Source organism: Flavobacterium adhaerens, assembly GCF_040045115.1.
Lineage (GTDB): Bacteria > Bacteroidota > Bacteroidia > Flavobacteriales > Flavobacteriaceae > Flavobacterium > Flavobacterium adhaerens.
In genome coordinates this window covers 133304-151818 of the sequence record NZ_JBDLZX010000003.1, presented here as the reverse complement: position 1 = coordinate 151818, position 18515 = coordinate 133304, and the positions used below count along the sequence as shown (strand labels likewise).

General features: G+C 34.3%; 10 protein-coding genes. 9 read left to right on the top strand and 1 reads right to left on the bottom strand.

What is annotated here, in order from left to right; translation table 11 throughout:
• Window positions 1-335: 335 nt before the first annotated feature.
• Window positions 336-4064 carry a starch-binding protein gene (locus ABEB18_RS05285; protein ID WP_348798095.1) on the top strand — a complete coding sequence of 1243 codons (3729 nt, stop codon included), beginning with the start codon at window positions 336-338 and terminating at the stop codon, window positions 4062-4064.
• A gap of 312 nt (window positions 4065-4376) precedes the next feature.
• Here ABEB18_RS05285 and ABEB18_RS05280 read toward each other — a convergent pair whose 3' ends face one another.
• Complete coding sequence (locus ABEB18_RS05280) at window positions 4377-5375, bottom strand: GntR family transcriptional regulator (RefSeq protein WP_348798094.1); 999 nt, start codon at window positions 5373-5375, stop codon at window positions 4377-4379.
• Between the two features lie 386 nt (window positions 5376-5761).
• Between ABEB18_RS05280 and ABEB18_RS05275 the strand changes: the two genes are divergently transcribed.
• From ABEB18_RS05275 to ABEB18_RS05240, 8 genes are all read left to right on the top strand, one after another.
• Window positions 5762-8719, top strand: a complete 2958-nt coding sequence (locus ABEB18_RS05275) for a SusC/RagA family TonB-linked outer membrane protein (RefSeq protein WP_348798093.1) — start codon at window positions 5762-5764, stop codon at window positions 8717-8719.
• Window positions 8720-8732: 13 nt separating this feature from the next.
• Window positions 8733-10328, top strand: coding sequence for a RagB/SusD family nutrient uptake outer membrane protein (locus ABEB18_RS05270; RefSeq protein WP_348798092.1), 1596 nt, complete (start codon window positions 8733-8735; stop codon window positions 10326-10328).
• Window positions 10329-10362: 34 nt separating this feature from the next.
• Window positions 10363-11508, top strand: a complete 1146-nt coding sequence (locus tag ABEB18_RS05265) for a SusE domain-containing protein (protein WP_348798091.1) — start codon at window positions 10363-10365, stop codon at window positions 11506-11508.
• Between the two features lie 415 nt (window positions 11509-11923).
• Complete coding sequence (locus ABEB18_RS05260; RefSeq protein WP_348798090.1) at window positions 11924-13024, top strand: glycoside hydrolase family 53 protein; 1101 nt, start codon at window positions 11924-11926, stop codon at window positions 13022-13024.
• A gap of 6 nt (window positions 13025-13030) precedes the next feature.
• Window positions 13031-14062, top strand: a complete 1032-nt coding sequence (locus ABEB18_RS05255) for a glycoside hydrolase family 53 protein (RefSeq protein WP_348798089.1) — start codon at window positions 13031-13033, stop codon at window positions 14060-14062.
• An 89-nt stretch (window positions 14063-14151) separates the two neighbouring features.
• Entirely contained in the window at window positions 14152-15321 is a 1170-nt protein-coding gene (gene galK / locus ABEB18_RS05250) for a galactokinase (RefSeq protein WP_348798088.1), read from the top strand.
• A 1-nt stretch (window position 15322) separates the two neighbouring features.
• Complete coding sequence (locus ABEB18_RS05245; RefSeq protein ID WP_348798087.1) at window positions 15323-16372, top strand: UDP-glucose--hexose-1-phosphate uridylyltransferase; 1050 nt, start codon at window positions 15323-15325, stop codon at window positions 16370-16372.
• Between the two features lie 337 nt (window positions 16373-16709).
• Window positions 16710-18407 (top strand): sodium/sugar symporter, encoded by a 1698-nt coding sequence (locus ABEB18_RS05240; RefSeq protein ID WP_348798086.1) that lies wholly within the window; start codon window positions 16710-16712, stop codon window positions 18405-18407.
• Window positions 18408-18515: the final 108 nt, after the last annotated feature.

Sequence of the window (18515 nt, the reverse complement as noted above, 5' to 3'; positions counted from 1 at the left end):
AGTGTAAAAAATACATTTGCAAATATATACAAATTTGTTTTACAAAGACAAAAAAATAAATATTATCAAAATTTGGATAACATTTGTTTTGTTTTCAGGTTTTGCTTCTTTTTCTAGAGTTTAATTATTTTGTAGGAATTAAAAAAGTAATTTATTTTTAACTATTTGATATTCATTTTGTTGATTTAGCATTTAACTATTTATTAACAAAACAAAATACTACAACGTTAGAGTGTTAATTATTCTGATTTTTTTAAGGTTTAAAAATTAAATATGTAAAAATAAATGCTTTTTAATGATAATTTCGTAGAATATTAACCGAAATTACATAAACTATGAAAAGAATAATTACATTATTAATAGTAATGTTAGGGTGCTTTAATTCCACTGTTTTTTCGCAAGCAAAAGCAACAGGTAAAGAAGTAATGATGCAAGGATTCCATTGGACTACAGATGCATCATCAACCAAGTGGTATGAGGTTGTAAAGAACAACTCTTCTGCATTGCAGACTGCAGGTTTTGATGCCATATGGTTGCCACCACCAAGTAAGTCAACAGGGGGAATGGGATATATTCCTACTGTATGGTATGATTTGAATAATGCTCAGGGAACACAAGCTCAATTGTCGTCCTTGATATCTGATTTGCACTCAAAAAATATCAAAGTTATCGCCGATATTGTAATTAATCATCGTGGCGGAACTCTCGGATGGTATGATTTTTCAACGCCTTCTTGGAACACACCAGCCGAAACTTGGTCTATTTGTAATACATCAAATATAACTGCTTCTGGACAAAAAGGGACTGGTAATCCTGATTATGACCCAGTAGCTGCAGGTTTAAAATCACCAGGCGAGTCAGGCGGTTTTGCTGCGGCAAGAGACTTAGATCACTCAAACCCATTAGTTAGAGATGGTATCAAAACATGGATGAATTGGTTAAAAAACGACATTGGTTTTGATGGTTGGCGTTATGATTTTGTACATGGATATGATGGAAAATACATAAAAGAATATAATGATGCCACAAATCCTTACTTTTCTGTAGGAGAATTGCTGGAAGGCAATAGAGATAGAATTGTAAAATGGATGGATTATACCAAAGCGGGTACAGCAACGGCTTCATCAACAGCCTTTGATTTTGCAACCAAAAGCGCTTTGCAAAATGCGTTTAGAGATAATAATTTGAGTTACTTAAAAGATGGTGCTGGAAAAGCCTCTGGCTTAATAGGAGTTTGGGCTTCTAATGCGGTGACCATGCTGGATAATCATGATACAGGGCCAAGTCCTTATGGACAGGATTTATGGGTTTTTCCTGGAGATCAAGTGCTAAAAGGATATGCTTATTTGTTGACACATCCAGGTATTCCAATGGTTTGGTGGCCACATTACTTTAATTGGGGAATCAAAAATCAAATTGACGCCATGATTAAAATTAGGAAAGATAACGCATTAAGTAGTACTTCAAACTTAAACATTGTTGCCGCTACTAACAACTTGTATGCCGCTATCATTGATGATAAAGTAGCTATGAAGTTAGGTTCAGATAATTGGTCACCTTCTGGCACAGGCTGGGTTCTACAATTATCGGGAACAGGTTTTGCAATTTGGGATAAAGGAAGTATTGTAGATGTACCTAGTTTGACAGTATCACAATCTGGAGGAACTTTTGCCACAGGAACAACGGTGAATGTGGTTTTGACAGCCAATAATTCTGCTTCAACTATTTATTACACTACAGATGGGACTGAGCCAACAACAGCATCAGCTTCGGCAGTTGGGACAAAGTCATTAGTAATTACCGCAAATACGACTTTGAAAGCTTTTGTAAAAAATACGGCCAACGTGAGTTCAACTGTAAGAACCGAAACATATACTTTCGGGGAGCTTCCTGTATTTACTGTATATTTCAAAAAACCCTCAACTTGGAATTCTACTGTAAATATTTACTATTGGGCAACAACAGGAACAGTAACATCGGTTGCTTGGCCCGGAGTCGCTATGACTCCAGATTGTGGAGATTGGTATAGTTATACTTTTCCGACAACGGTAAGTGCTTCAAATATTATTTTCAATGATGGGACTTTGAAAACAGCCGATTTAACAGCGTCAGCGGGTATTAAATATTATGACGGCGGTTGGCTTTCGGGCGAACCAGCAGGCAGATGCCCAGTTACTGCTCCGGAGTTATCGATTTCTCAGGCAGGCGGGACTTTTACAACAGGATCAACGGTAAATGTAGTTCTAACAGCCAATGTAAATACTTCTACTATATATTATACTACAGACGGTAGTGAGCCAACAACTGCTTCGGCTTCTGCAGTTGGGACAAAATCATTAGCGATTACCACAAATACGACTTTGAAAGCTTTTGTAAAAAATACAGCAGGAACTTCGTCTGCGGTGAAAACAGAGGTTTATAGTTTTACTGCTCCAACAACTTTTACTGTATATTTCAAAAAACCTTCTACATGGAATTCTGCTGTAAAAATTTACTATTGGGCAACAACAGGAACAGCGACAGCGGTGGCTTGGCCAGGAGTTGCTATGACTCCTGATTGTGGAGATTGGTATAGTTATACTTTTCCGTCAACGGTAAGTGCTTCAAATATTATTTTCAATGATGGGACTTTGAAAACAGCCGATTTAACAGCGACAGCGGGTATTAAATATTATGACGGCGGTTGGCTTTCGGGTGAGCCAGCAGGCAGATGCCCAGTTACTGCTCCGGAGTTATCGATTTCTCAGACCGGCGGAACTTTTACAACAGGAACAACGGTAAATGTAGTGCTAACAGCCAATGTAAATACTTCGACTATATATTATACTACAGATGGTAGTGAGCCAACAACTGCTTCGGCTTCTGCAGTTGGGACAAAATCATTAGCGATTACCGCAAATACGACTTTGAAAGCTTTTGTAAAAAATACAGCAGGAACTTCGTCTGCGGTGAAAACAGAGGTTTATAGTTTTACTGCTCCAACAACTTTTACTGTATATTTCAAAAAGCCCTCAACATGGAATTCTGCTGTAAAAATTTACTATTGGGCAACAACAGGAACAGCGACAGCGGTGACTTGGCCAGGAGTTGCTATGACTCCAGATTGTGGAGATTGGTATAGTTATACTTTTCCGTCAACGGTAAGTGCTTCAAGTTTGATTTTCAATGATGGGACATTAAAAACGGGTGATTTAAATGCTACGGCAGGTGTTAAATATTATGATGGAGGATGGTTGTCTTCAGAACCTTCAGGAAGATGTCCTGTAGTGGCTCCAGATTTATCGATTTCACTAGCAGGAGGAACTTTTACAACAGGAACAACGGTAAATGTAGTTCTAACAGCCAATGTAAATACTTCGACTATTTATTATACTACAGATGGGACTGAGCCAACAACTGCTTCAGCTTCGGCAGTTGGGACAAAATCATTAGCGATTACCGCAAATACGACTTTGAAAGCTTTTGTAAAAAATACAGCAGGAACTTCGTCTGCGGTGAAAACAGAGGTTTATAGTTTTGTAACAGTGCCAACTATAACGGTTTATTTTAAACCACCTACTTCTTGGACAGCTGCACCAAAAGTACATTATTGGAGTGCTGTACCTACAGGTAGTGTAGCCAATACAACTTGGCCAGGAGTAACGATGGTAGCAGATACCAATGGTTTTTATAAATATACAATTGTAGGTCCAACATCGATTAACTTGATTTTTAATAATGGATCAAGTGGAACAAATAACCAGACTGCTGATTTGTTGAGTAAAACAGATGGTTATTCCTATATTTGGGGAAGTAGTACCTCAAAAGTAGCGCTCAAAGAATTGGTTACAACTGAAAGTACTAGTGTGTCATTATATCCAAATCCAGTTGGTAGTTTATTGCATATTAGTTCTGGATCTACACCACAAGAGTATCAAATCGTGTCGATGGGAGGCATAATGGTTCAGGCTGGTAAAGTAATTGGGAATTCTATCAATATGAGTAATTTGCTTGAAGGGTTATATTTTGTTCAGATTTATTTTGAAGACGGTCAAAATTACCAACAAAAAATTATAAAAAAATAACACATCGTTTAGGTGATGGTAAAAAGCTCAAGCCCAAAAGGTTTGAGCTTTTTTTATTGTCAGGCCTATTGAGTTTATTAGAGAAGTGTATAATGTTAAAATTTGAAATTGCGAAATTGACCTTTGTTTTTTTCTAATTTGCCCACGTTTGTTTTTGCGAAATACAGCTTCCTTTGTATTGATTAATTATAAGACAATTTGGTTTAGTTTAAGTTAAAACAAAATAAGAAGGTTGATAAATCGGCCTTCTTATTTAAAAAATTCAAACTAATGTGATTTTAGTTGTTAAATGGTTAGAGAAAGAAATTAGAGTTATAACGAATTTCTAAGAATTAAGGCACTTTTGTTTTCAATGTTTTCCTTTTTTCCTGTAAGAACCATCTGAGCCAATAATTTTCCCATAGTGGTAAAGTCGGTCGAAATGGTTGTAATCCCGTTGGCAACTACTTTTTTTAATGGAGTTTCGTTGTAAGAAACAATGCCAAAATCGGTTCCTAATTTTAAGTTTTGCTCTCTTGCTTTTTCGATTACTCTAACTAAGTCTCGATCGTTTGGAATAATATAAACGCTGCCAATAGTTATTTCGGTATCTATAAATTCTTGAATAATCTCATAATTAATCTCGTGTTCTTTGCAATAGTTTTCGAAACCAATTTTCATAGCGGGAGGTTCTCTAAATCCAGGGAAAATCATAATGAGTTTGCTGTATTTGCTAATTCTGGATTTCCCTTTTTGAAGTCCTTCAAAAATATCTTTTTTATGATTTTGATAAATCGCAGGATAGGATTTTAGCTCGTCATTGGTTTGATCTAATATAATTACATCATTTACTGGTAGGGTTTTTATAAAATCAACTACATCGATTAAGTTAGTTGGCATAATGATGTATTTGGTGTAATTGCCATTGCAATCGTTTATCAATTTTTGAAAAACTTGAACATTAAAATGATGAAAGAAAATATCAACCTGAACATTTTTCCCAATATGTTTTAAAAAGGAATTATAAATGTCTTCCTTGAAAATGTTAAGCTCATCAAAGAGCAAAAAAATCTTTTGTTTTATAGTGATTTCAGTACTTTTTACATAATAGCCTTTGCCTGGTATGGCATAAATTATTCCTCTTTTTTTAAGGTCATCATACCCCAATAAGACTGTGTCTCTCGATAAAGAGAAAGCTAAACACACTTTATTTACCGATGGAAGGCGGTCTCCTTTTGTAAGTTTTTCCTCTTCAATTGCCTTTTCAATTGAATTGATTATTTGCCTGTATTTTGGAATTCCAAGGTTATTTTGAATCGAAATTATTTTCATAATTAGAGTTGGATTTTGAACAAATATACGAAAAACTGGTAGGTACTGGTATTGAAATGTTTATTTAACACATAATTTTGAAATTTAATTATTAGCAAAAAATAATTCATTAATAATTAATTACATTCTTTTTGAGCTATTTAGGTGTGGATTTCTTATAAAAACAAGAATAATTATAACAATTGCTTTTGTTTTTGTTTTGGACGCAAAAGAGTAGAAATCTATGTCAAGTTGTCAATAACCAGTCTTTTAGGAGTGTTGTAGTTTTTTTGTGAATGAATCTTTAATAAGCATTTGTAAAAACAAATTGAAAATTACCCAAGATTACAATTATAAACCCACGCATGAATTAATAACTAAACCACAATCAATTTAATTAAAAAAGTATGAAAAAAATTTACAAGAAGTTGTTGTTTTTATTTCTCCTACTTCCATTATGCGCCATCTCGCAGAATGTAGTAAATGGGATTGTTCGAGACGCAGGCTCAGGACAATCCATACCAGGAGTAAATGTAAATGTACAAGGAACAAAGAATGGCGTTGCAACTGATTTTGACGGGAAATTTCAAATTTCTAATGTGAAGCAGGGAGACAAAATTGTTTTTTCTTTTGTAGGTTACAAAAACGAAACTATCGTTTTTACTAATCAAAAGTCACTTACGGTGAATCTTACTTCGGACGAAAACCAACTAGCTGAAGTAAAAATTCAAGTAGGATATGGTTCTGTAAAAAAGAAAGACGCTACAGGAGCGGTAGCTTTGGTTACTGCAAAAGATTTTAATAAAGGAAATATTGTTACTCCTGAAAATCTCTTAACGGGTCGTGTAGCTGGTTTATCTATTGCAACAGGAGGAGACCCAGGAGCTGGATCCGTTATCAGAATTCGTGGAGGAGCTTCATTAGGAGCTTCAAACGATCCTTTAATTGTAATTAATGGCTTACCAGTAGATAACAATACTATTGGAGGTTCTCGCTCTATATTGAGTTCGATCAATCCAAGTGATATTGAGTCTTTCTCTGTTTTGAAAGATGCATCTGCAACTGCCATCTATGGTTCAAGAGCTTCAAATGGAGTTATTATGATTACTTTAAAGAGAGGTGCAAAAAAACTATCAGCAACCGTGGATGTAAGTATGGGGGTAAATACTTTAGCCAACACAATGGATGTTTTTAGTGCAGATGAACTTAGAACTTTAATAAGCGAAAAAGATCCTACATTGTTGCCTTTGTTAGGGAATGCAAATACAGATTGGCAAAAAGAAATATACAGAACGAGTCTTACCTCTAATTTGAATGCTTCGGTAAACGGAATGTTGTTTGATAAAATTCCGTCTAGAGCTTCTTTTGGTAATACAGTACAAGAAGGTTTGATGTTGACTGCAGGATTTCAACGTACCACTGGATCGGTGTCTTTGAATCCAAGTTTGTTTGAAGACCACTTAAAAGTTAGTGTGAATGCAAACGTATCTTTAGAGAAAAACAGATTCGCTGCAGGACAACAAGGGAACGCCATAACTTTTGATCCTACTCAACCTGTTTACGATGCAAATTCACCATTTGGAGGTTACTTTCAATATTATAAAGACAATAATGATGGGGTTATTAACAAAAGTGATTTAACTCCACTTGCTCCATTGAATCCTGTTGCTGAACTTTTACAAAGAAACAACAGAAGTGAAGTAAAAAGATTTTATGGGAATGTGAAATTTGACTATAACTTTCATTTCTTGCCTGAGTTATCTGTAGTTCTAAACTTAGGATTGGATAAAAGTTCGGCTGATGGTTACACAAGAGTTTCAGACCAAAATCCGCTTTCTCAAGCTGATGGGCGTATTGTAGGTTCTTCAACAGAGTACTCTAACGATATGAGTAATCAATTGTTGGACGGATATTTAGCGTACAAAAAAACTTTTGGAGTTTTAAATTTAGATGCGACTGTGGGTTATTCGTATCAAAAATTTACTAACGAAAGATATAATACTAATGAATTGTTAGATGATGGTGTAGATAGTGCTCCGGTTACTAATATTGATCCAAATTTGGTTTTAATTGGATTCTTTGGAAGAACAAATCTTTCATTTTATGATAAATACCTTTTTACACTATCTTATCGTAGAGACGGTACTTCTCGTTTTAGCGAAGATAACCGTTGGGGTAATTTCCCAGCAGCAGCTTTTGCTTGGAAAATCAAAGAAGATTTTTTCCCAGAATCTGAAACAATTTCTAATATGAAGTTAAGATTAAGTTGGGGTGTTACGGGTCAGCAAGATATCGGACAAACCAATTTAGATTTGTATATGTCAAGATATACAACAGGTTTACCAACTTCTCAATACATTTTTGGAAACACTATTGTTAATATTGCAATTCCACAATTTAGAAATGAAGATTTGAAATGGGAAGAAACAACCACTTATAATGCGGCTTTTGATTTTGGTTTTTTTGATGATAGATTGACTACCACAATTGAAGGTTTCTATAAAGAATCTAAAGATTTGCTTGCCAATGCAGCTATTTCAGAAGGTTCTAATTTTAGTAACTCTGGATTCCAAAACATTGGTAATTTTACGTCAAAAGGACTTGAGTTTACCGTTAATGCTGATATCATTCGAAATGAAAAAGGGTTCAATTGGAATGCTAATTTTAATAGTACTTTTATAAACACACAAATCGAAAGTTTAGCGTTAAACCAAGATCAATTAGTTGGAGCTACTGGTTCAGGTGCTGGTGATGGTGCAACTGCGCAAATACACAGAGTAGGTTATACTCCATATTCTTTCTACGTTTATAAACAAATTTATGATGAAGGAGGTAACCCTATCGAAGGAGCATATGCTGATTTAAATGGAGACAATATCATTAATGATTCTGATTTATATATTCACCATAATGGTATGCCAACAGTAACTATGGGATTTGCATCTAATATGAATTACAAAAACATAGACTTATCATTTAATATGAGAGCTAGTTTAGGTAATTATGTTTATAATGCTTCAAATGCTACTAGAGCTCAATATAGTTTATTAAGAAATAGCTCTGTGGTATCTAACTTACCAACTTCTGTTTTAGATACGAACTTTAATTCTAGTGAAACAGTATTGTTATCTGATTACTATATCGAAAACGCTTCGTTTTTAAAAATGGACAATGTAACTCTTGGATATACATTTGAGAATACATTCAATACGAATTCCTCAATACGTTTATCTGCTGGTGTGCAAAATGTATTTACAATTACCAATTATTCAGGTTTAGATCCTGAGGTATTTAGCAACGGAATCGATAATTCAATAACTCCTCGTCCTAGAACTTTTCTGATAGGAGCTAATATGAAATTTTAAAAAAAAAAACAGGATGAAGAATATATTAAAACATAAAATAATTTACATTTTAGGTGTTGCTGCAGTGCTTGTTAGCTGTACAAATGACCTTAATGTTGAGGTTGAAGATCCTAATGTGCTGTTGGTAGATGAATTTTATTCTGATCCAGAATCTTACAAAGAAGGTTTAGCTGGGGTGTATGGTAATTTAAGCCTTACTGGAGCATCAGGTCCTGCAAGCTCTAATATTACTGGTTTAGATCCAGGAACAAGCCAGTACGGAAGAGGTTTTTGGAATTTGCAAGAGTTAACCACAGATGAAGTTAAATGGTCTTGGGAAAATGACCCAGGATTAAAAGGACTAAACAATAACACTTGGACATCTGATAATGTTATCATTAGAGGTTTCTTTGGAAGATGTATGACTGGAATTGCCTTTGTTAATGAATACCTTAGGCAAACTGCAGATGCTAAATTAGATAGTCGTGGTGTGAGTGCTGAATTGCGTAGTGAAATTAAAACCTATAGAGCTGAAGTTCGTTTTTTAAGAGCATTATCGTATTATCATTTAATGGATTTATTTGGTAAAGCAGGATTTGTTACCGAAAATGATCCCGTTGGAGCTTATCAGTCTCCACAATATGATCGCAAGCAATTATTCGCTTTTATCGAATCTGAAATCAATGCAATTCTTCCAGAATTAAAAGATGCTCGTCAAAACGAATATGCTCGTGCTGATAAAGCTGCTGCTTGGATGTTGTTAGCTAAAATTTATTTGAATGCCGAAGTCTTTATTGGTGAGAAAAAGTACGATCTGTGTTTAGCTAATTGCAAAAATATTATTGATGCTGGATATACTTTATCTCCAATTTATGCAAATAATTTTAATGCTGATAACCATAGTAATTCGGCCAAAAATGAAATTATATTCCCTATCGTTTCTGATGGTGTAGTAACTCAAAATTACGGGCCAACTACCGTTATGATTAATGCTCAAGTTGGATCTTTAGAACAAAATGCAGCTGATTTCGGAGTTGTTGGATGGGCTGGTGGATTAAGAGTTACCAAACAATTCTCTGAAACGATGCTTAATGGAAACTATGATAACGATGACAGAAATACTATCATCAGCAAAGATAGAACCATCGAGATGACGAACATGAACAATTACGGAACAGGTTATATTACGGCAAAATGGTCTAATAAAACATCAACAGGGGCAAATGGTTCTGCTACCGAAATGGTGGACACCGATTTCCCAATGTTTAGACTTGCAGATGTATATTTAATGTATGCCGAAGCGGTTCTTAGAGGTGGTGGCGGATCAACGGTAACAGCAAGAGATTATATTAATCAATTGCGTTCTAGAGCTAATAACACCAATACAATTACTACAGCAGATCTTACTTTAGACTTAATTCTAAACGAAAGAATGGTCGAGTTGTATGGTGAAGCACACAGAAGACAGGATTTAATCCGTTTCGGAAAATTTACTGGTGGTGCTTACAATTGGTCTTGGAAAGGTGGTATAGTTAGCGGTATTGGAATTAAGGATATATACAAATTGTTTCCAATTCCTAAAGCAAGTATAGCAGCTAATCCTAATCTTATTCAAAACCCTGGTTACTAATAAAATATAGACAAAAAATAAAAATATAGATACAATGAAAAAATTAATCTTCCTATTTATAGCATTTACAGCATTATTGAGTTTCAATGCTTGTACCGACGATGATTCTCCAGTTTTTGTAGCAAAAGCTGATGTAGATGGTATTGTATTCACTAATGATTTTGCAGCTAACTATTTAATATCACCAGCAACAAAAACAAACGTTGCGGATCGTTTTATGTGGGAATCTGCTGATTTTGGAGTACAAACCAATATCACTTATGAACTTCAAGGTGCTACTAATGCAGATTTTACTGGCTACAAAGTTGTAGGTACTACAAGCGAAAATAATATGCCAGTTACTGTTGATCAATTGTTAGATTTTGCAAAAGAGTTAGGCCTTGATGGTGATCCACTTACTACTAATACTGATGGTACTGCTAATAATAAAGGGCAAGTTTATTTTAGAGTTAAAGCATCTGCTGGTACAAATGGTGCAAACGAAACCTTATCTGAAGCACAAGTTATTTCTATAGAATGGATCGAAACTGTAGCTGCTGGAACAGCTTGTCCTTCACTTTGGGCAGTTGGAGACGCTCTAACAGACATCGCTTGGAATTTCAAATCAGAAGGGGAATTAAAATGTAATAATAATGTATTAGAATTTAAAGCTAAATTCCAAGCTGGGCACTTTAGATTTTTCGAAGAATCAGGAAACTGGTCTGCAGCTTTAAACTTTGGATACTACGAATCAGAAGGTTATACTATTGATGCTAATTTAGAAGCTGCTGGTGATGGTGATGGTAATTTTAAATTTGTTGGGACTCCAGGAATTTATACTCTTACAATAGACAACACAGCCAAAACAATCGTAATGACACTTTCTTCTAACTTATGGGCTGTAGGTGATGCAGTACCTGGAGGATGGGCTTTCAATACTAGTACTGTAGAATTCGTTGAAGCTACACCTAATGTTTGGTCAGCATCAATAATCCTATCTAATGGTGTTTTCAGATTCTTTCAAAATTTTAATACTTGGGATACTAATAACAACTTCACGTATTATGAAGAAGCAGGTTATACAATCGATGCTAATTTAGAGAATGACGGTAGTGGTGATGCTAATTTTAAATTCGTAGGAACACCTGGTGCTTATGTGCTGACTATTGATGGCAATGCAAAAACGATCACTTTACAATAGTGAACTTAGAATTTAATATTTAAGATAAATCTAAACCTCGAATGGTTCGCATTCGAGGTTTTTTTTAAGATTTAAAAAACTGGTAGGTACTGGTATGTAGGATTTCAAATTTGTTTTATTTTTGAATTTCTATATTTAAAAATAAAAACATCAAAATAAAACGTAATTCATAATTAATGAATGTTTCTATAAAGGATTCTTTTGATTTTGTGGGTAATAGAGAAAGAAACTTTAACAAGGATTGGTTGCATTAATAAGGATGTTTTTTAGAATGTATTGTTTTTAAATAACACAATTGCAATAGAATAGTGGTTGTGTGTTAATTTGTTACTTAGTCTATGTATTATAGTTTGAACCTAAAAAAGTGCTAGTAGTACAGGTACTATTAGATAATATTCATTAAAAAAATAACAATATGAAAAGAGTCATATATTCATTATCAATTTGTGCAATGTTAATTTTTCAATTGGCGTGTTCTAGCAGTGATTCGCCAGATACAGATCCAATTGTAGAACCACCAGTAGTTACTGATGATTTTATCAGAGCTGCTGATGTTTCTTTCTTACCACAGGTAGAAGCTGCTGGCGTAACTCTTACTAATAATGGTAAAGCCGAAGATATGTTAACAACCTTGAAAAATTCTGGCTGTAATACTATCCGTATTCGTTTATGGAAAAATCCAGCCGATGGGCATTCTGGATTGACAGAGGTTAAAACTCTTGCGGCTCGTGTAAAAAAAGCTGGTTTAAAAGTTTGGTTAACGGTTCACTATTCAGACGAATGGGCTGATCCAGCTTTTCAAACTATTCCAGCAGAATGGAATGACTTGTCTTTTACTAATTTGAAAGCTGCTGTTGCGTCTTACACAACAACAATTATGACGGATATTAATCCAGATATTATTCAAATTGGCAATGAAATCAATGACGGTGTTTTGTGGCCTCAAGGGAAATTGACTACAAACGAAACACAATGTGTTGATTTATTGAAAACGATGAGTGCTGCAGTTCGTAGTAAATCGACTTCAGCTAAAATCATGATTCACTATGCTGGTGTTAAAGGAACTGATACTGATTGGTTTTTTAACAAAGTAAAAGCGGTTGATTATGATTATATCGGACTTTCTTACTACCCAATTTGGCATGGTAAAGATTTATCAGTTGTAAAAACTACAATTGATGCTTTAGGGTCTAAGTACAGCAAAAAAGTACTTATTGCTGAAACGGCTTACCCATTTACCTTAGGTTATAATGATTGGACTAATAATATAGTTGGACAAGATGATCAATTGATTCCAGCTTATCCTGCCACTCCAGCGGGTCAAAAAAGCTTTGTGTTGGCTATTAAAGATTTAGTAAAATCAACTAATTCAGGAATTGGTTTTGCTTATTGGGGAGGAGAATGGGTTGCTTTCAAAGGAGATAAAGCTGAAGATGGTTCAACTTTTGAGAATCAAGCATTCTATGATTTTAGTAATAAAGCTTTGCCTGTTTTTGAAGCGTTCAGTTTAAATTAAAAGAATATGAGAAAAATAATTTCTACACTACAAATTTTACTATTGGTTGTTTTATGTACTTCAACAACAGCAATAGCACAAAAGAATAAAAATAAATCATTTGCCAAAGGAGGCGATATCGGATGGTTGCCACAAATGGAAGCTACAGGTTATAAATTTTATGATGCTGATGGAACCGAAAAAGATTGTCTGCAATTGTTGAAAGATCGTGGGATGAATACCGTTCGATTACGTGTTTGGGTAAATCCTTCTGACGATAGATCAACAGGACATTGTAGTAAAGAAGAAACTGTGGCAATGGCTCTACGTGCTCAAAAATTGGGTATGCGTATTATGATCGATTTTCATTATAGTGATTCATGGGCAGATCCAGGGAAACAAAACAAACCTTTGGCCTGGAAAAACCACTCCTTTCCAGAATTACTAAACGATGTTTATATTCATACCGAAGATGTTTTGAAAGCTTTAAAAACAGCAGGTGTAACACCAGAATGGGTTCAAATAGGGAATGAAATTCCAGGTGGGATGTTATGGCCTGATGGAAGCACAGATAATTTTCCACAATTGGCACAATTGTTAAATAAAGGATACGAAGCGACAAAAGCAGTTGACAAAAACATTAAGGTTATTGTGCATTTAGATGAAGGAAATAACAACAAAAAGTTTAGAGGTTTTTTTGATAAAGCCAAAGAAAACAAAGTAAAATATGATGTAATTGGGTTGTCTTACTACCCATTTTGGATCAAAACAGATTACAAAGAAAACATCAATGATTTAGCATTCAATTTAAATGATATGGCTTCTCGTTACCATAAAGAAGTTATGGTAGTTGAGGTTGGTGGCATTGATACACAAGAGCAAAACACCTACGACATGTTGGTAGCGGTTATAAAAGCTGTAAGAGCTGTTCCTAATAATAAAGGATTAGGAGTGATCTATTGGGAGCCTCAAGGAGCGAAATCTTGGAGTCAGTATGAGTTGAGTGCTTGGAGAGCCGATGGTAAACCATCTATGGCGCTAGATGCTTTCAAAGAATAATTTGAAAGTTGAACCATTCAAACGATTTTTTATGTCAAACTTGCTCACAACAATAAAATAGAACAATAAAATACAAAAAAATAAACATAATGAACGATTTATTAATCAAAGAAACGACTGCTTTTTTTCAAGAGAAATTTGGTAGTACTCCTGAAAAAGTGGTTCTTTCACCTGGGAGAATTAATATAATTGGTGAGCATATCGATTATAATGACGGGTATGTTTTGCCTGCAGCCATAGACAAGATCATTTGTTTTGCCTTTGCAAAAAACAATTCCCAAAAATCTAAAATTGTAGCTATCGATTTGAATGAAGAATTTGAAGTAGATTTGACTCAGGAAGTTGCTTTGAGTGATGTTGTTTGGACAAACTATATTTTGGGAGTTATTAAACAATTGAAGGATAATGGTTTTTCGTTTGAAGGTTTCAATTGCGTATTTAGTAGTAATATCCCAACAGGTTCTGGCTTATCTTCATCTGCTGCTTTAGAGTGTGGAACTCTTTTTGGTATCAAAGAGCTTTTTGGTTTAGAAATTCCAAAAGTAAATATTGCTTTGATGGGGCAAAAAGCAGAACACTGGGTTGGTATTAACTGCGGAATTATGGATCAGTTTTCGAGCGTGATGGGACAAGAAAACAAAGTAATCAAAATAGATTGCAAGACCTTAGATTATACTTATCACGATGCTAATTTTAGCGATTACTCTTTGATATTATTTGATTCTAATGTCAAACATTCCTTAATGACTTCGGAATATAATGTTCGTCGTAAAGAATGTGAGGAAGGACTTTCTATCATAAAAAATAATTATCCTGAAATTACTAGTTTCAGAGATTGTAACGAAAACCATGTTCTTAGCTTAAAAGATAAAATGACGTCTAATGTTTTTGATCGTTGCCATTTTGTGGTTCAGGAGATTAATCGTGTGGCATTAGCCTGCGAGGCATTAGATAATGGAAATATCGAAGCGTTAGGAAAACTGCTTTTTGAAACTCACGAAGGATTATCTAAAGAATATTTGGTGAGTTGCGAAGAACTTGATTTTATTGTAGATACTTTGAAACAAGAAAAAGCAGTTATTGGTTCTCGATTGATGGGAGGCGGATTTGGAGGATGCACCATTAACTTGATTAAAAAAGGAGAAGAAGAGGCTATAAAATCTAAGCTTACTAAACTATATAGAGAAGCTTTTGATATTGAATTAAAAATTTATGATGTAAAAATCGGTAACGGAACATCATTACATAATTTGAATTAAGATGAGAAATTTTGATATAAACGAAGATCCGCACAGACGTTTTAATCCATTAATTAACGAATGGGTATTGGTGTCACCACACCGTGCCAAAAGACCTTGGCAAGGACAAAACGAAAAAATAGCTACTGATGCATTACCGCATTATGATGAAACCTGTTATTTATGTCCAGGAAATGTTCGCGCTAATGGAGAAAATAACCCAAAATATGAATCTAGTTTCGTATTCGAAAATGACTTTGCTGCCGTAAAACAAGAACCTATATTATTCGAGGAGGAAACTAAGCCAACTTTCTTCAAAGCTAGACCAGAACGTGGAATAGCACGCGTGGTTTGTTTTTCGCCTAGACATGATTTGACTTTGCCAGAAATGGATCTTCCAGGAATTGAAAATATCATCAGAACTTGGCAAAAAGAATATACAGACTTAGGTAGTGTAGATTATATTAACCACGTACAGATATTCGAGAATAAAGGAAGTGTTATGGGATGTAGTAATCCTCATCCTCATGGACAAATATGGGCACAATCTTCTTTGCCTACTCAAGTAGAAAAAACTCAAAATAGCTTAAAAGCATACTTCGAAAAAAATAATTCTAACCTTTTGTTAGATTATTTAGCTGAGGAGTTAAAACAGAAAGAACGTATCGTAATTGAGAATGATCATTTTGTAGCTTTGGTTCCTTTTTGGGCAATTTGGCCATTCGAAACCATGATTATCAGTAAACGTCATATTAAAAAGATTACTGAATTTACAGCCGAAGAAGTTACTGCTTATGCCAGCATTTTAAAGCTATTAACGATAAAATACGATAATCTTTTCGAAACCTCTTTTCCGTATTCTTCTGGGATTCATCAAGCTCCAACTGATGGAGAGGAACACCCAGAATGGCAATTTCACATGCATTTTTATCCACCATTGTTGCGATCGGCTTCAGTAAAGAAATTTATGGTAGGCTACGAAATGATGGGTGAAGCACAAAGGGATATAACTCCCGAAAAAAGTGCTGCTGTATTGAAGGATTTACCAGAGGTGCATTATAAAAGCAAATAAATCTTTTTAATAAAATTACAAATCAGGGGTTATTGCTGATAATTATTATTCTTTTAATCCTTGAGAGGTCAATTTATTGATAAAACAAAAAATAAATGTAAAAAATACATTTATAGGTATTGCAGATACATATTTTTGTTTTACTTTTGGCTTCCATAATTCATAAAAAAAGGATGAAATAATAACACATTTTTTATTTTATGTTTTATTTGGATGCGAAATTACTTAGTTTTATAAAGAAGAAATATTATATTGGCAGTCCAAAAAAGTACATTTTATTTTTAGAGAACAAACAAATAACCCTTTATTATTAATTTTAAAAAAAACAATTTTACTCATGAGTCAAAACCTAGCTTTTGCAGACTATGCAGTCTTTATTATCTATTTTGTCGTAGTTGCGACTTATGGATATATCGTATATAGAAAAAGAGAAAGAAACGAACACGATGCTAAAGCATATTTCCTTGCAGAAGGATCACTTTCTTGGTGGGCAATTGGAGCTTCATTAATTGCTTCTAATATTTCAGCTGAACAATTTATCGGAATGAGTGGTGAAGGATTCTTTTTAGGAATTGCTGTTGCTGCTTATGAGTGGCTGGCAGCTATCGCCTTGATTATTGTTGCTGTTTGGTTTATTCCTGTTTACTTGAAAAACAAGATTTACACCATGCCTCAATTTTTGAAACAAAGATATAACGAATCTACAGCTTTGATTATGGCTATTTTTTGGTTGTTTTTGTATGTTTTTGTAAACCTGACTTCTATTTTATATTTAGGAGCTGTTGCTATTAATGGTTTAGCAGGGGGAGAATATCTACATGCTATTATGATCGGATTAGCAGTATTTGCTTTAATTATCTCTTTAGGAGGTATGAAAGTAGTTGCTTATACAGATGTTATTCAAGTAGCTGTTTTGATTATTGGAGGTTTAGTTACTTCATACATTGCTTTGACTGTTGTGGCAGAACATTTTGGGTTAGGAAACGATTTTATTGCTGGTTTCCAAGTTTTGATGGAAAAAGCTCCTGAGCATTTCAAAATGATTATTCCAGAACCTACTCAACAGGTTTCAGCACAATTTACTCAAAATGATATTGACAAGTATCTTACTTTTCCTGGTTTGATGTCTTATGCAGCAGGTATTTGGATTATTAACTTGAATTACTGGGGATGTAACCAATATATCACACAAAGAGCTTTGGGAGCTGATTTGCAAACCGCGCGTAATGGTATTTTGTTTGCTGGATTCTTAAAATTATTAATGCCTCTTATCGTGATGTTGCCAGGTATTGCAGCTTATGTTTTGTACCAAAATGGTGGATTACCACAATTGGTTGGAGGTAAAGACGGAGCTTATTCTGCAATGTTAACTTTCCTTCCTACAGGAATCAAAGGTTTATCTGTTGCGGCTTTGACTGCTGCGATTGTAGCTTCTTTGGCTGGTAAAGTAAACAGTATTTCTACTATTTATACTTTAGATGTTCACAAAAAATATATCCAAAAAAATGCATCTGATAACGCACAAGTAAACATCGGAAGATATACTGTATTTGCTGCCATGCTTTTAGCAGTTTTATTTACTTGGGATGATGTATTAGGAATTGGTGGTGTAGGAGGTTTTACGTATATCCAAAAATATACAGGATTCATTAGCCCTGGAGTATTTGCTATGTTCTTTTTAGGGATGTTCTGGAAAAGAACAACTGGAGCAGCCGCTATTGTTGGGGTAATTGCTGGATTCTTATTATCTGTTTTATTCAATGAGTTTGCACCTGCATTATTTGGAAACCAAACATTCCTTTACACAGCTTACCAAACTGCAAAAGGAACTTACGAAATTCCATTCCATATTTGTATGGGATTATCATTCTTGTTTACAATGATTTTGATGATCGTTATCAGTATGTTCGGACCAAAAGTAAATCCAAAAGCTTTCGAATTGGATACAGAAATGTTCAAGTTAAAACCACAAACAACTATAATGATTGTAATTACTTTGTTGATAATTGCTGCTTTATATGTTAAGTTCTGGTAGTATAAAAGATTAGTTAGTTATGGAAAATGTGAGGCCGAATTCGTTTGGCTTCACTTTTTTTTTAAATTATTTTGTAGTATTTTTTAATGATTGTTTTAACTATTTTTG

Excerpts from the sequence above, each read along its gene's own strand:
- ABEB18_RS05285 (WP_348798095.1), top strand. The coding sequence starts at position 336 with ATGAAAAGAATAATTACATTATTAATAGTAATGTTAGGGTGCTTTAAT.
- ABEB18_RS05280 (WP_348798094.1), bottom strand. The coding sequence starts at position 5,375 with ATGAAAATAATTTCGATTCAAAATAACCTTGGAATTCCAAAATACAGG.
- ABEB18_RS05275 (WP_348798093.1), top strand. The coding sequence starts at position 5,762 with ATGAAAAAAATTTACAAGAAGTTGTTGTTTTTATTTCTCCTACTTCCA.
- ABEB18_RS05270 (WP_348798092.1), top strand. The coding sequence starts at position 8,733 with ATGAAGAATATATTAAAACATAAAATAATTTACATTTTAGGTGTTGCT.
- ABEB18_RS05265 (WP_348798091.1), top strand. The coding sequence starts at position 10,363 with ATGAAAAAATTAATCTTCCTATTTATAGCATTTACAGCATTATTGAGT.
- ABEB18_RS05260 (WP_348798090.1), top strand. The coding sequence starts at position 11,924 with ATGAAAAGAGTCATATATTCATTATCAATTTGTGCAATGTTAATTTTT.
- ABEB18_RS05255 (WP_348798089.1), top strand. The coding sequence starts at position 13,031 with ATGAGAAAAATAATTTCTACACTACAAATTTTACTATTGGTTGTTTTA.
- galK (WP_348798088.1), top strand. The coding sequence starts at position 14,152 with ATGAACGATTTATTAATCAAAGAAACGACTGCTTTTTTTCAAGAGAAA.
- ABEB18_RS05245 (WP_348798087.1), top strand. The coding sequence starts at position 15,323 with ATGAGAAATTTTGATATAAACGAAGATCCGCACAGACGTTTTAATCCA.
- ABEB18_RS05240 (WP_348798086.1), top strand. The coding sequence starts at position 16,710 with ATGAGTCAAAACCTAGCTTTTGCAGACTATGCAGTCTTTATTATCTAT.